Below are 13,719 nucleotides of genomic sequence, written 5' to 3'. Positions count from 1 at the left end.
TTCAAACGGAGGCCGGCGTGATGGTAACGCTCTCGCCGCATCCGCAGGCATCTGTCTGGTTCGGATTGTTGAAGCGGAAGCCGGACGAGAACTTCTCCGAGGTGTAATCCATCTCGGTTCCGAGCAGGAAGAGGATCGCCTTCGGATCGATGAGGACCTTCACGCCGCGATCCTCGACGACCTCGTCGAGCGGCTGCTGAACCTCGGCATATTCCATCGTGTATTCCATGCCGGCGCAGCCGCCATTCTTCACGCCAATGCGCACGCCGATATACTTTCCGCCCGAGGCGGCCATGATCTCTTTCATCCGCTCCGCGGCAGCTTCCGTCAGGGTAATCGCTTTGGGTAGGGGTCTCGCCATTTCCCGCACCTTCAATACATGTTGAGCGCGACACGCGCTTCGTCCGACATCCGGCTCGGATCCCATGGCGGATCGAAAGTCATGTTGACGCGTACGTCGCCGATGCCTTCGACCGTGCGAACCGCGTCCTCGACCATGACCGGCATCGTGCCTGCCACAGGGCATCCCGGCGCGGTCAGCGTCATGTCCACCACGACGTCCCGGTCGTCCGAGATGTCGACTTTATAGATGAGGCCGAGCTCGTAGATATCAACCGGGATTTCGGGATCATAGACCGTCTTCAATGCCGCGATGATGTCGTCGGTGAGCTGGTCCAGTTCCTCCTGCGGAATGGCGGAGGTTTGCACAGGAACGCCGTCAACGCCTTCCGGCGCCGCCTTCCTTTCAGCCGTGTTTGCGTCTTCGGACATGCCGCAATCCTTATCCAAAGAACTTCTTGCTGTCGATCAGTGCCTCGGCAAGCCGGTCCACTTCCTCAAGCGTATTGTACATACCGAAAGAGGCTCTCGTCGTCGCGCCGACGCCAAAGCGCTCCATCGCAGGTTGCGCGCAATGATGGCCCGCGCGCACTGCAACCCCCGCACGGTCGATCACCGTCGCGATGTCGTGGGGATGAGCATTGTCCATGACGAAGGACAGGATGCTGCCCTTCGATTTCGTGGTGCCGATGATCCGGAGACTGTTGATCTCCGAAAGACGGCGCGTCGCATAGTCCCGCAATTCGATCTCGTGCGCCGCGATCCTGTCGCGGCTTACGGATTCGATATAGGAAAGCGCAGCGCCGAGACCAATGGCCTGAACGATCGCGGGTGTGCCGGCTTCGAATCTGTGAGGCGGTGCCGCATAGGTTACGTTCTCGAGCGAGACCTCGCGGATCATTTCACCGCCGCCACGATAGGGGCGCATGGATTTCAGGTGCGCTGCCTTCCCGTAGAGAAGTCCTATGCCCGTCGGTCCGTAGAGCTTGTGGCCAGAACAGACGAAGAAATCGCAATCCATATCGCGGACGTCCGTCGGCAGGTGAACGGCACCCTGGCATCCGTCAACCAGGACGGGAACACCACGTTCGTGCGCGATCCTGATCATCTCCTTGATCGGCGTGATCGTGCCGAGCGCGTTCGACATCTGCGTCAACGCCACCATTTTCGTGCGCGGAGTAAAGAGCTTCTCGTATGCCTCTATATCAAGATCGCCTTCATCCGTTGCCGGCACATATTTCAGGACGGCACCCTGGCGCTCGCGAAGGAAATGCCATGGCACGATGTTCGAGTGGTGCTCCAGGACGGAAAGGATGATCTCGTCTCCCGCCCCAACCCGCGGGCCGGCAAAGGACGACGCGACGAGATTGATCGCGTCGGTCGCGCCGGACGTGAAGACGATTTCGTCGGTCGCGGCGGCATTCAGGAAGTCTCTTGCGATCTCCCGTGCCTGCTCGAACTTCTCGGTCGCCGTATTGGACAGATAATGCATACCGCGATGGACGTTCGAATATTCCTTCGCGTAGGCATCCGCCATGGCATCGATCACAACTTGCGGCTTCTGCGCGGAAGCGGCGTTGTCGAGATAGACGAGAGGCTTGCCATAGACGGTCCTCGACAGGATGGGGAAATCCTGCCGCACCTTCTCGACGTCATAGACAGCGTTCACAAGGACGGGACTATTCACAGGACCGCCTCCTCGAACCATTCCGACACAAGTCGCTTCAGCGCATTCCGCGTCTCTTCATGCGGCGCAAGATCGAGCGCCTCGTCGAGAAAGGCGAGCACCAGAAGGCGGCGCGCCTCGGCCTCCGGTATTCCACGCGAACGCAGATAGAAGATCGCCTCCTTCGACAACTCTCCCACCGTCGAGCCGTGCGCGCACTGCACGTCATCCGCATAAATCTCGAGTTCCGGTTTCGCGTTCATCGCGGCATCGCGCGACAGCAGCAACGCGTGCGTCATCTGCCTTCCGTCGCTCTTCTGGGCATGCGGGCGCACAATGACCTTGCCCTGGAACACTCCCTCGGATTCGCCGTCGAGCACTCCCTTGAAGAGCGTGTGACTGGTGCATGCGGGGACCGCATGGTCGATCACACAAAATTGGTCGGCATGTTGCTTGTCTCGGAGCGCGTACGCGCCATCGATATTGGCTTCCGCGCCTTCACCCGAGAAGAGCACGAAGCTCTGTCCACGGGAAACGCCGCAGCCAAGCGTCAGAGTGAAACTCGACAGCTTCGCGTCCGCCGCAAGCCTCGCGCGCATCGTCGCAAGATGCACCACATCCGACGCCTCGTCCTGCAACTTTACGTGGTTCAGCCGGGCGCCCTCACCAATTGCGATATCCGTTACGATATCCGCGAAAGACGCCACCTCACCGACATGGGTCTCGAGGATCGTCGCCTCGGCTTCGTTTTCAAGAAATACAAGATTTCGGGTATGCGACGCGCCAGGATCGGCTGAGAAAAATAGCAGATGGAGAGGTTTGTCGAGCTTCACGCCCTTGCGGATGCGCAGGCAGGCCCCGTCGCTCATCAGCGCTGTGTTGAGATCGACAATGTTTTCCGCCTGCCGGGCATCGTCGAAGCGGCGCTCGACCAGATCCTTCACCCATTGTTCATGCAGAACGTCGCCCAGCGCATGAAGCTCGACGCCCTTCGGAAGGCGCGCGACCTGCGAAAGATCGGCGCGGTAACGTCCATTCACAAAGACCAGCACATGCCTGTCAATGGCGGCGAAAGCCGAAGCCGAGCGGCGGCCGGGCAGAACCACGGCTCCCTCGTGGGCCGGTGCGGGCGCGAATGCCGCTTTCTCCAGCGTCTGACGGAGGTCGGTATATTTCCAGTCCTCAAGGCGGCGATGCGGAAGTCCCGCTTCGCGGAACGCATCGAGCGCGGCTTCGCGGCGACGGGCCAGCCAGCCGCCCGCGCCGGGAAGTGCCGACCGCGCTTCCTCGTAAGCTTCTATGAAATGCTGTGTCGCCGTTTCATTCATCGATCTGCTCACGCGGCGTCCGCGCCATATTCGGCATAACCGGACTTCTCAAGTTCCAACGCCAGGTCCTTGCCACCCGTTTTCACGATCCGGCCCTGCGAAAGCACATGCACGACGTCCGGCACGATGTAGTCGAGCAAGCGCTGATAGTGGGTGATGACGACCATCGCCCGCTCGGGCGAGCGAAGCGCATTCACACCTTCGGCAACGGTCTTCAGCGCGTCGATGTCGAGGCCTGAATCCGTCTCGTCCAGCACCGCAAGAGCCGGTTCCAGAAGCGACATCTGCAGCACCTCGGCGCGCTTCTTCTCGCCACCTGAATAACCGACATTGAGCGAGCGCTTCAGCATTTCGTCCGATACGTTGAGCGGCTTCGACTTCTCGCGCACGAGCTTCAGGAAACGCACGGCATCGAGTTCCTCTTCGCCGCGCGCCTTGCGCTGTGCGTTGAGGGCGGTCTTGAGGAAGGTCATGGTGGTGACGCCCGGAATTTCCAGCGGATACTGGAAGGCAAGGAAGATGCCCGCAGCGGCGCGCTCATCCACGCCCATCTCCAGCAGATCCTTGCCCTTGAACCGGATCGAGCCTTCCGTCACGTCATAGCCGTCGCGACCAGCCAGAACGTAGGAGAGCGTCGACTTGCCGGAGCCGTTCGGGCCCATGATGGCGTGCACTTCACCCGCACGGATGTCGAGGTCTATCCCTTTGAGGATTTCCTTGCCGTCCACCGTTACGTGCAGGTTTTTGATCTCAAGCATACTCACTTCTTTCCTTCCAAGCGTCAGCCGACGCTTCCTTCAAGGCTGATGCCGACAAGCTTCTGCGCTTCGACGGCAAACTCCATCGGCAGCTGCTGCAGCACATCGCGGCAGAAGCCGTTGACGATCAATGCCACTGCTTCTTCCTCGCCGATACCGCGCTGCATGCAATAGAAGAGCTGGTCATCGCTGATCTTCGAGGTCGTGGCTTCATGTTCGAGGATCGCCGTCGGGTTCTTCGTTTCGATATAGGGAACCGTGTGTGCGGAGCACTTGTCGCCAATCAGCAAACTGTCGCACTGCGTGAAGTTGCGCACGTTCTCCGCCTTGCGATGAACACTGACGAGGCCCCGATAGGTGTTGGATGAGCGGCCGGCCGAAATACCCTTGGAGATGATCCGGCTCGTCGTGTTGCGGCCGAGATGGATCATCTTCGTGCCGCTGTCCACCTGCTGACGACCGTTCGAAATCGCAATCGAGTAGAACTCGCCGCGTGAATTGTCGCCGCGCAGGATGCAGCTCGGATATTTCCAGGTGATGGCGGAGCCTGTCTCGACCTGCGTCCAGGAAATCTTCGAGTTCGCGCCACGGCAATCGCCGCGCTTCGTCACGAAGTTGTAAACGCCACCCTTGCCTTCCTCGTCGCCAGGGAACCAGTTCTGTACCGTCGAGTATTTGATCTCGGCGTCATCATGCGCGACGAGTTCGACCACGGCGGCGTGCAGCTGGTTCTCGTCGCGCTGCGGCGCTGTGCAGCCCTCGAGGTAGCTCACATAGGAGCCCTTGTCGGCGATGATGAGCGTGCGCTCGAACTGGCCTGTCTGCTTCTCATTGATCCGGAAATAGGTCGAGAGTTCCATCGGGCAGCGCACGCCTTCGGGGATATAGACGAAGGAGCCCTCCGAGAAGACGGCGGAGTTGAGAGTCGCGTAGAAATTGTCGGATGTCGGTACGACGGAGCCGAGATACTTCTTCACGAGTTCGGGATGGTTCTTCACCGCTTCCGACATCGGACAGAAGATGACACCCGCTTCCGCGAGCTTTTCCTTGAAGGTCGTGACGACCGACACGCTGTCGAAGACGGCGTCCACGGCGACGCCCGCGAGCATCTTCTGCTCGGTCAGCGGGATGCCGAGCTTCTCGTATGTTTCGAGGAGTTTCGGATCCACCTGATCGAGACTGTCGAGCTTCGCTGTCTGCTTCGGCGCCGAATAGTAATAGGCGTCCTGGAAATCGATTGGCGGATAGGTCACCTTCGCCCAGGTGGGCTCCGTCATGGTCTGCCAGCGGCGGAAGGCAGCCAGCCGCCACTCAAGCAACCATTCGGGCTCGTCCTTCTTGGCGGAGATGAACCGGACCGTGTCCTCCGTGAGGCCGAGCGGCGCCTTCTCGGATTCGATGTCCGTGAAGAAGCCGTATTTGTACTTCTCAATCGCGCCGACGGTTTCGACGGTTTCCTTTACCGCAGCCATATCAACTCTCCACTGCCGCGAGCGGCGCTTCGGACGCAGCGCCCGCGGGTATGCTCGTATTGGTTTTTTCCGCCTTTGCACGAGCGCGCATACAGGCCCGCGACCAGCTTTCCACGAAGCGGTCGACATCGGCCTCCACACTCGTCCAGCCAAGGCTCACGCGGATTGCGCCACGCGAAAGCGCTTCCGGCACGCCCATCGCGTCGAGAATGCGCGGACGGCCGATCTTGCCCGACGAACAGGCGGCCCCCGCACTCACCGCTACCCCGTCGAGGTCGAGCGCCATCAGAAGCGTCTCCGCGTCGAGGCCGGGCGCGGACAGGTAGCTCGTATTGGGCAGCCGCTCCGCGCCGTCGCCGAAGAAAACCGCATCCGGAGCGACATCGGCGATGTGAGCCTCAAGGCGATCGCGAAGCGCAGCGAGCCGCGTGAAATCCTGCAAGGTTTCACGGGCAGCGCGCGCGGCGGCGCCGAAACCCGCTATGCCGACGACGTTCTCGCTTCCCGCGCGACGGCGCATCTCCTGTCCTCCACCCACGCTGCGCGCCGCGAAGGCCATGCCTTCCCGGACGGCGAGCGCGCCGACACCCATGGGTGCGCCGAGCTTGTGTCCGCCGAGGATCAACATATCCGCGCGAAGCGCCACAAAATCGACCGGTATCTTCCCGGCGGCCTGCACGGCATCGCAAAGAAGAAAGGCACCCGCCTCATGCGCGATCGCCGCCGCCTCTGCCACAGGCTGCAGCACTCCGGTTTCATTGTTCGCGAGCATCAGCGCGACAAGCGCAGGCGCATCGCCGGCCGCAAGCATCGCCTTGAGCGCGGCGAGATCGGCCCGTCCCTCGCCGTCCACCGGCACGAGAGATACGGGAAGTCCGCTTGCTTCCGCTGCCGACATGACCGCGTCATGCTCGACCGCCGACACCAGAAGCCGCTTCACGCCGAGCGCCGCCTTCGCGGCATGGACCGTCATCGCCGCCGCCTCGGTGCCGCCACTCGTAAAGACGATTTCGGAGGGCTTCGCACCAATCAAAGCAGCGACCTCGCGCCTTGCGCCTTCAATCAGCGCGCGCGCCGCCCTGCCCTCGGCATGCACCGAGGAGGGGTTGCCAAGGACATCCAACGCCTCAGTCACCGCCTTGCGCGCCTCCGGGCGCAGCGGCGTGGTGGCGTTATGGTCCATATAGGCGCGCTTGTTGGTCATCGCCTCTGCATACTCGCGAAAAGCCGAAAATCCTCAGTCGGCCGCGTTGGCGGCCAGGGGTTCTGCCTGCAGGCGCCCCTCGAAGCTGACGCGACCGGCGACACGCCCGTCGATCACATCGCCAAGCGACACGGATCCGAGATAGAGCTGAATCTGGTGGCTCAGCCCCTCCCAAAGATCGTGCGTGATGCACCGCCCTGAGGACGGAAGGCAACCCTTCGGCGATCCCAGCTCGCAGCGCGTCGCCTTGATCGGTTCATCGACGGCCAGAATGACGTCGGAGATCCGAATATCGTCTGCTTCGCGCGAGAGAAGGTATCCGCCGCCCGGACCACGGACGCTCTTTACGAGTTCGCCGCGGCGGAGCTTCGCAAAAAGCTGCTCCAGATAGGAAAGCGAAATCTCCTGGCGCTCGGCAATCTCTGCCAGCGCAACGGGATTGCCGCTGGAGTGGCGCGCAAGATCGGCCATCGCCATCACGGCGTAGCGCCCCTTTGTGGTGAGCTTCACGATCTGCTCCTTCATGACGGGGCAACGGCGGCCCAAAAGCTTGCACAACCGGCCGTCGCCTGTGTTAAGAACGTGCGCCCAAGCTACCGGTCGATCCGCCTTTCTCCGCAATGCGGTCAACGGAAGCGGGATCGGTGTCCAAAGGCCCGGCGCAAGGCAATATGTTTTCCGAGCGCCACAGTCAACTATTTAACACCTCGTGACAGATTTTCCAGAGGAATCGGCGCTTTGTGGTGGACAATTTCTCCCAGGCTTTCGCTGGGAAAAGGTCCCCGCTCCCAACACCGCACAGATCGAGACAGACCAAGACATGCCCGAAGTGATTTTCAATGGTCCGGCCGGCCGCATCGAAGGCCGCTATCACCATAGTAAAAAGGCCAATTCCCCCGTCGCACTCGTCCTGCACCCTCATCCGCAGTTCGGGGGCACGATGAACAATCCGGTGACCTACGCGCTGTTCCAGGCCTTCGTGAACCGCGGTTTCTCGGTGCTTCGTTTCAACTTCCGCGGCGTCGGACGCAGCCAGGGCAGCTTCGATGCGGGTATCGGCGAGCTGTCGGACGCGGCTGCCGCGCTCGACTGGCTGCAGGCGCAGAATTCCGATGCCTCGCAGTGCTGGATCGGCGGCTTTTCCTTCGGGGCCTGGATCGCCATGCAGGTGCTGATGCGCCGCCCCGAGATCGAGGGGTTCATCTCGGTCGCACCGCCCGCGAATATGTACGACTTCTCCTTCCTGGCGCCCTGCCCGTCTTCCGGCATCATTATCAATGGCGGGATCGACCAGGTGGCGCCGCAGGCCGATGTTCTGAAGCTCGTGGAGCGGCTGAAGACGCAGAAGGGCATCACCATCGAACATGCGACGGTGGATGGCGCGAACCATTTCTTCGAGTCGAAGCTGGAGCCGCTCGCGGCAATGGTGGGGGCTTATCTCGACAAGCGCCTGGCCGCGGCACCGGAAAAGAGCTGACCTTTATTCCTTGTGGCCATGCCCGGCCCGATGAAGCCTGCCGCCGGGCATGGGCTCGGGCACGCCCGTCGTGGCGGGCAGGCTGAGAGGCAGGCCGCGAAGCGCCCGTACCGCCAGATAGGCGAATGCTTCCGCTTCCACATCGTCGCCCTTCCAGCCCAGATCTTCAGCGGGCAAGACACCTCCCTGAAGGCGCTTGCTCAACATCGACATGAGCGTTGGATTGCGGCGCCCGCCGCCGCACACCACGAAGCGCGACGGTATTCCCGGCACATGGGCGAGCCCCCGGGCAATCGCCTCGACGGTGAAGGCTGTCAGCGTCGCTGCGCCATCCACCGGGGAGAGATGCGCAACCGCTTCCGGCGAGAAGGAGAAGCGGTCGAGCGACTTCGGCGGCGGCGCCTCGAAGAAGGCGTGATCCATCAGTTTTTCGAGAACGTCCATGTCGGCTTCGCCCGCGAGGGCCAGCGCCCCGTCGCGGTCGAGCGGCTCGCCAGTATGCATCATCGCCCAATCGTCGATGAGTGCGTTTCCCGGTCCGGTGTCGAAGGCGATCAGCGAGCCATCCGTTCCCACATAGGTGATGTTGCCGACGCCGCCGATATTGATAATGGCAATCGGCTCCTTGATACCCGTGCTCCGGGCCAGGGCCTGATGATAAAGCGGAACGAGGGGGGCACCCTGCCCTCCGGCCGCGACATCGGCGCTGCGGAAATCGTTCACCACATCGATCCCGGTCAGCCGTGCCAGAACATCGCCAAGGCCGATCTGCACGGTGCGGCGGCGCTCTGGCTGGTGCAGCACGGTCTGTCCGTGGAAACCGATGATCGAGATATCCGCAGGTTTCAATCCGGCATCGGCGAGCAGCGTGCGGACCGCAATGGCGTTAGCGAGGGTCAGGTGACGCTCGGCCTCCGCAATCTCTTCCGGCATGGGCTCATCCGGCTCCCAGGATTTTGCGGCCTCCAGCGCCATGCTGAGAAGCAGACGCTCTTCGGGCTTGTAGGGCACGGAGAGAGAGGCACCGGCGCGCACGGTTCCCTCGCCGTCCGTCTCGATAATCGCGGCATCGATGCCGTCGAGAGAAGTGCCGCTCATAAGTCCGAGGGCGCGAATCATGGGCGTTTATCCGTTTTTCCCCTACCCAAAGCGTGATACACCAGCCGCGCTTTCAAGCCTATCCGAAACCCCGAGCAGCACAGATGTCCAGCTTCAAATCCGATTTCCTGCGCGAACTCGAAGCGCGCGGCTTCATCCATCAACTTTCCGACGCCGAGGCTCTCGACGAGGCCGCGGCCGAAAAGATGGTGACGGGGTATATCGGCTTCGACGCCACGGCGGCGAGCCTCCATGCGGGCAGTCTCGTGCAGATCATGTTGCTGCGCTGGCTGCAGAAGGCCGGGCACAAGCCCATCGCTCTCATGGGCGGCGGTACGACGCGCATCGGCGATCCGAGCTTTCGCGACGACGCGCGGCCGCTCCTCACCGACGACAAGATCGACGAGAACCTCGCAGGCATCAAAAAGGTCTTCACCAGGTTCCTCAGCTTCGGAGATGGCAAGAGCGATGCCCTGATGGTGAACAACAGGGACTGGCTCGACGACCTCCGCTACATCGACTTCCTGCGCGACTATGGCCGGCACTTCTCGGTCAACCGGATGCTTTCCTTCGAGAGCGTCAAGATTCGGCTCGAGCGGGAGCAGAACCTTTCGTTCCTTGAATTCAACTACATGATCCTGCAGGCCTACGACTTCGTGGAACTGAACCGCAAGTATGGCTGCACGCTGCAGATGGGCGGCTCGGACCAGTGGGGCAACATCGTCAACGGTATCGAGCTTGGCCGCCGCGTCGATGGCTCGTCGCTCTACGGGCTGACGAGCCCGCTGCTGACGACCTCCTCCGGTGCGAAGATGGGCAAGACTGCGTCCGGTGCGGTCTGGCTCAATGCCGACATGCTCTCGCCCTACGACTATTGGCAGTACTGGCGAAACACCGAAGACGCCGATGTGGGCCGGTTCCTGCGCCTTTTCACCGAACTGCCGCTGGATGAGATCGCGCGGATCGAAAAACTCGAGGGCGCGGAGATCAACGAGGCAAAGAAGGTGCTCGCCACCGAGGCCACGGCCATGCTGCATGGCCGCGAGGAAGCGGAAAAGGCAGCGAATGCCGCCCGGACCGCCTTCGAGGAAGGAGCGATCAGCGCGGATATGCCCACAGTGAGTGTCGAAGCTTCGTCGCTCGACGCAGGCCTTGGCCTGCTGAATGCGCTTGTCCAGGCGGGACTATGCTCCTCGACGAGCGATGCCCGCCGCCAGATCAAGGGCGGTGCGGTACGGGTCAACGACGCGCAGATCGGCGACGAAAAGGCGATTGTCACAACCGTCGATCTCACAAGCGATGGCGTCATCAAGCTTTCGCTCGGCAAGAAGAAGCATGTGCTGCTGAAGCCGAAGGGCTGAGAAGCGTGAAAAAGATTTGGCCCTCTCCGTTGCCGGAGAGGGCCTCTTCCTGAACGCTCCCTTATTTCTTCTCTTTTTTCTTTTTTTTATTGGCGTTCCGCGGCTATTTCCTGCCGCTTGTTCCGTTATCCCGCGGCCGTCGCGCCGAGGGCGAAGATCGCCGCATCGCCGCCCGCACCGTTGAGCTGCTGGAGATATTTAATCCCCTCTTCGGCGATGTCGTCTCCGACCATGCGGTCGCCTTCGCCGTAGAGTTCGGCCATATCCACATAGGCGGCATACATGGGCGCCGTCCGTTCGGTGACGATACCTGCTGCGGTCGAGCGGTTGCCGTAGCGGTCGACATCCATCATCGCGGGAAAGTCGTCCGGCGCGACAGCTTCATAGGCAGCGTCCGTCGTCATCTTCTGATTGGTGGACATGTATCTCCCTCCTCCCAAAGCTGAGATCGATGTCAGAGGGAAATCATATCTGCGGAGTATAACTACGCAATCTAAATTTGCTTAGGAGACCTAATTTTTTTCCGCCGCCGGCGCGCTCGCTGCGTCTGCCTCGGGGGTCGCAGGCGCCGCCGGAACGTTATTTTCCGGGTTTTCGGCAGGCGTTTGCGACTCGGGAGGCATGCTCTCGCCGAATTCGAAGATACGGCGCAAAAAACCGGGAGCGATGGCGGAAAGCGGGTTCACGACCACCGTGGGGTCGGCCGACTGGCCGCGCACGCTGTAGGTGATCGCGAAGATGCCCTCGCCTTCGCGGCCGACAATGAGCGGCCCGAGCAGCGGCACCTTCCCGAGGAAAGAGTTGATCGTGTAGGCGGGAACCAGCGTCCCTTCCATGTCGATCACGTCGGTGGCGCGGTCGATCTGCCCGTCCATCGTGAGGCCGATGGCGGGACCGGACATCCGCCCGGCTTTCAGATGAATGCGGTTCTTCGTCATCACGAACGGCATTTCAAGTCCAACGAACAAAATGCCGTCGCCCCGCAGCGTGTCGCCGATGCCGGTCAGCGATCCGAGGGTAAGGATGTTCGCGAGCACGGGCGCATCCACGATCCGGAAATCGTCGATCGTCAGTGTGCCGCGCAACGGCGACCCCACCGTACCGTCATCGTAGACGCCGTCTACGTTCAGCTTGCCGCCGCGGATGCTTCGAGTGAAATCGAGCGCGCGAAAGACGGTGCCTGCGTCGGACGACACCATCTTCAGGTGACGTACGCCTTTATCGTCTGGACCAACAGCGAGACTGAGCGGATCTCCACCCGCCGGTGTTGCCGAGACATCCATCGACCAGAGATCGCCGTCTATCTGCACCATGTCCACGTGGACATCGCTGAAACTCGTGCCGTGATTGCCGATCGCCGTGCCGATGTCGGCGCGGACGGCCGTGCGACGGAGCGGGTCGGCAACGGGCACTTCCTCGAGCAGAGGCGCGTCTTCGGCGCGATCTTGCTCCGGCTTTTCGTCGCCGCTGCCAGAGAACAGATTGCCGAGAACGCCACGCGCGTCGAAGCGCGGACCCCGCAGGATCATTTCAAGCGCCGCGTTCTCCGCTGGCCCGGCAATAAAGCTGAAATCATTATCGGGTCCGAGCCGGACGGAGGGAAAATTGGCGGCAACCAGCCGGCCACCATTGCCGATGGTAAATGTCCCCTCTGCCGCAATGCCTTCGCCCGACAAGGAAAAATTGCTCAAGCGGTAGCCGCCATCCTCCTGGAGAAAAACGTCGAAGCTCGTCGTTGCCGCAACACCCGGTTCCTTCTCCCATGCGGCGTCGTCAAGCTTCGCCACGGCCGCAGTGAGGTCGGCCTTTACCGACGCGCGGTCCACATTGCGTCCATTTCCCATGATGGTCGCGTCGACCAGCACGGGCCCCGAAACGAATTGATCAAGTTCAAGACCAACTGCCGAGCGCGCCGCATCGTCCACCTCGCCGCGCAGGCGATAGACCGATCCGGGCGTTACATCGCGCCGGAAATCTTCCTTCCATTCCATATCCACGCGAGCGGCTTCGTTGAGAACAACCGGACCTTTCGCGGTGAGGCTCGTCCGGCTGACCGTCAGGTCAAGCGTGCCGCCGGTGAGCGACAGGTTTTCGCGGATTTTCGGAATGGAAGCGTTTTCGATATGCGCCTTGCCCGAAAAGTCCACCTGCTCCATCTGCACACCTTTGATCAGCGGCAGGGAAATGTTCGCCTCGAGCGTGCCCGTTCCTCCAACCGTCGAGGGATCGATACCGAAATCGCCGATGAAATGGAGCGGCTCGTTGTCGAGAACGCCAAGCACATCGGACGTGGCGCCTGCCGCCTTGAACGCGATATGTCCCAGCGCTCCCTTCCGGCTCAGTTCGTCGTCGTAGAAATGGCCGCCGCTGATCGCGACGTCCCCCATGTTCTCCTGACGAATGACAGCCGAGGATATCCATGCGTCGAAGCGATTGCCGTGCACCAGCCCGCGAGCCTGAAGGTCCTCCATAGGCGGCAGCTCGCCGAGATAGTGCATGGTCTGACCGCTTGTCGCGAACTCGAAACGAAGCGCGTCCTTCGGCAGAGGAATGTGATCGGAAGCGTCCTGGATCATTCCACCTGCCAGATCGATGTCGAAGGAACCGCTGTCGACATTCCCGCCGGACAGGTTCTTGCCCACCCACTCTCTCGCGCCTTTCGCCACCGGCACGGGCCAGATTGCCTTCAATGCCTCGAGAGGCATGGGTTCGAGGGTGCCCTTGATCTTCACGGCAGGCGAACGCTCGGCGTCGGCGAGCGAACCCGACAACCGGATGCCACCGCCGCCGGTGCCGATGAACAATTCCTCGATATCCGCCTTGAGCGCATCGAAATCGATGTCTGCCTTCAGCGTCGCCTTTTCGAGATCGACGGGACCGACAAAGAAGCCCGGTACCTCCGTATGAAACCGGTCGACGGCCAGGTCGACGCGGGCGGAGGAAATGTCGAGCCCCTTTCCGGTGCGATAGTCCACGGTGCCGCCAAGCGATGCCTCATGCAGGCCCGCCTTCACCA

The 13,719-nt window shown here is 61.7% G+C and carries 13 protein-coding genes; 2 read left to right on the top strand and 11 right to left on the bottom strand.

Annotated elements, in window-relative coordinates; genetic code table 11:
• Position 1: 1 nt before the first annotated feature.
• The 8 genes from ACKUUH_RS14355 to ACKUUH_RS14320 are packed head-to-tail and all read right to left on the bottom strand — an operon-like array spanning position 2 to position 7,277.
• On the bottom strand, positions 2 to 361 hold the full coding sequence (locus ACKUUH_RS14355) for a HesB/IscA family protein (protein ID WP_407950601.1): 360 nt from the start codon (positions 359 to 361) through the stop codon (positions 2 to 4).
• Between the two features lie 11 nt (positions 362 to 372).
• Entirely contained in the window at positions 373 to 771 is a 399-nt protein-coding gene (locus tag ACKUUH_RS14350; protein WP_407950600.1) for an SUF system Fe-S cluster assembly protein, read from the bottom strand.
• 10 nt (positions 772 to 781) lie between these two features.
• On the bottom strand, positions 782 to 2,047 hold the full coding sequence (locus ACKUUH_RS14345; protein WP_407950599.1) for a cysteine desulfurase: 1,266 nt from the start codon (positions 2,045 to 2,047) through the stop codon (positions 782 to 784).
• Positions 2,023 to 3,345 (bottom strand): Fe-S cluster assembly protein SufD, encoded by a 1,323-nt coding sequence (sufD, locus tag ACKUUH_RS14340; RefSeq protein ID WP_407950598.1) that lies wholly within the window; start codon positions 3,343 to 3,345, stop codon positions 2,023 to 2,025. Before sufD ends, ACKUUH_RS14345 begins: the two co-directional genes overlap by 25 nt.
• The gene (gene sufC, locus ACKUUH_RS14335; RefSeq protein ID WP_407950597.1) at positions 3,342 to 4,091 is read right to left on the bottom strand and encodes a Fe-S cluster assembly ATPase SufC; all 750 of its coding nucleotides are present in this window, start codon (positions 4,089 to 4,091) and stop codon (positions 3,342 to 3,344) included. Before sufC ends, sufD begins: the two co-directional genes overlap by 4 nt.
• Before the next feature lie 23 nt (positions 4,092 to 4,114).
• On the bottom strand, positions 4,115 to 5,563 hold the full coding sequence (gene sufB, locus ACKUUH_RS14330) for a Fe-S cluster assembly protein SufB (protein WP_407950596.1): 1,449 nt from the start codon (positions 5,561 to 5,563) through the stop codon (positions 4,115 to 4,117).
• Position 5,564: 1 nt separating this feature from the next.
• Positions 5,565 to 6,767: a cysteine desulfurase family protein gene (locus tag ACKUUH_RS14325; protein WP_407950595.1), complete on the bottom strand. Its 1,203-nt coding sequence runs from the start codon at positions 6,765 to 6,767 to the stop codon at positions 5,565 to 5,567.
• A 33-nt stretch (positions 6,768 to 6,800) separates the two neighbouring features.
• The gene (locus tag ACKUUH_RS14320) at positions 6,801 to 7,277 is read right to left on the bottom strand and encodes an Rrf2 family transcriptional regulator (protein ID WP_407950594.1); all 477 of its coding nucleotides are present in this window, start codon (positions 7,275 to 7,277) and stop codon (positions 6,801 to 6,803) included.
• 310 nt (positions 7,278 to 7,587) lie between these two features.
• Between ACKUUH_RS14320 and ACKUUH_RS14315 the strand changes: the two genes are divergently transcribed.
• Positions 7,588 to 8,244, top strand: a complete 657-nt coding sequence (locus tag ACKUUH_RS14315; protein WP_407950593.1) for an alpha/beta hydrolase — start codon at positions 7,588 to 7,590, stop codon at positions 8,242 to 8,244.
• A gap of 3 nt (positions 8,245 to 8,247) precedes the next feature.
• On the opposite strand, the gene ACKUUH_RS14310 is transcribed toward ACKUUH_RS14315, so the two are convergent.
• Complete coding sequence (locus ACKUUH_RS14310; RefSeq protein WP_407950592.1) at positions 8,248 to 9,363, bottom strand: anhydro-N-acetylmuramic acid kinase; 1,116 nt, start codon at positions 9,361 to 9,363, stop codon at positions 8,248 to 8,250.
• An 83-nt stretch (positions 9,364 to 9,446) separates the two neighbouring features.
• Here ACKUUH_RS14310 and tyrS point away from each other — a divergent pair, with 83 nt between their 5' ends.
• The gene (gene tyrS, locus ACKUUH_RS14305; protein ID WP_407950591.1) at positions 9,447 to 10,703 is read left to right on the top strand and encodes a tyrosine--tRNA ligase; all 1,257 of its coding nucleotides are present in this window, start codon (positions 9,447 to 9,449) and stop codon (positions 10,701 to 10,703) included.
• A gap of 125 nt (positions 10,704 to 10,828) precedes the next feature.
• Here tyrS and ACKUUH_RS14300 read toward each other — a convergent pair whose 3' ends face one another.
• Entirely contained in the window at positions 10,829 to 11,125 is a 297-nt protein-coding gene (locus tag ACKUUH_RS14300) for a hypothetical protein (protein WP_407950590.1), read from the bottom strand.
• Between the two features lie 90 nt (positions 11,126 to 11,215).
• On the bottom strand, positions 11,216 to 13,719 hold a 2,504-nt coding region (locus ACKUUH_RS14295; RefSeq protein WP_407950589.1), incomplete at its 5' end, for an AsmA-like C-terminal domain-containing protein.

Source organism: Parvibaculum sp. (genome assembly GCF_045863935.1).
In the GTDB taxonomy this organism is placed as follows: Bacteria; Pseudomonadota; Alphaproteobacteria; order Parvibaculales; family Parvibaculaceae; genus Parvibaculum.
This window is presented reverse-complemented; position numbering and strand designations above follow the sequence as displayed.

Excerpts from the sequence above, each read along its gene's own strand:
- ACKUUH_RS14325 (WP_407950595.1), bottom strand. The coding sequence starts at position 6,767 with ATGACCAACAAGCGCGCCTATATGGACCATAACGCCACCACGCCGCTG.
- ACKUUH_RS14345 (WP_407950599.1), bottom strand. The coding sequence starts at position 2,047 with ATGGTTCGAGGAGGCGGTCCTGTGAATAGTCCCGTCCTTGTGAACGCT.
- ACKUUH_RS14355 (WP_407950601.1), bottom strand. The coding sequence starts at position 361 with ATGGCGAGACCCCTACCCAAAGCGATTACCCTGACGGAAGCTGCCGCG.
- ACKUUH_RS14300 (WP_407950590.1), bottom strand. The coding sequence starts at position 11,125 with ATGTCCACCAATCAGAAGATGACGACGGACGCTGCCTATGAAGCTGTC.
- sufB (WP_407950596.1), bottom strand. The coding sequence starts at position 5,563 with ATGGCTGCGGTAAAGGAAACCGTCGAAACCGTCGGCGCGATTGAGAAG.
- ACKUUH_RS14315 (WP_407950593.1), top strand. The coding sequence starts at position 7,588 with ATGCCCGAAGTGATTTTCAATGGTCCGGCCGGCCGCATCGAAGGCCGC.
- sufC (WP_407950597.1), bottom strand. The coding sequence starts at position 4,091 with ATGCTTGAGATCAAAAACCTGCACGTAACGGTGGACGGCAAGGAAATC.
- tyrS (WP_407950591.1), top strand. The coding sequence starts at position 9,447 with ATGTCCAGCTTCAAATCCGATTTCCTGCGCGAACTCGAAGCGCGCGGC.
- ACKUUH_RS14310 (WP_407950592.1), bottom strand. The coding sequence starts at position 9,363 with ATGATTCGCGCCCTCGGACTTATGAGCGGCACTTCTCTCGACGGCATC.
- ACKUUH_RS14350 (WP_407950600.1), bottom strand. The coding sequence starts at position 771 with ATGTCCGAAGACGCAAACACGGCTGAAAGGAAGGCGGCGCCGGAAGGC.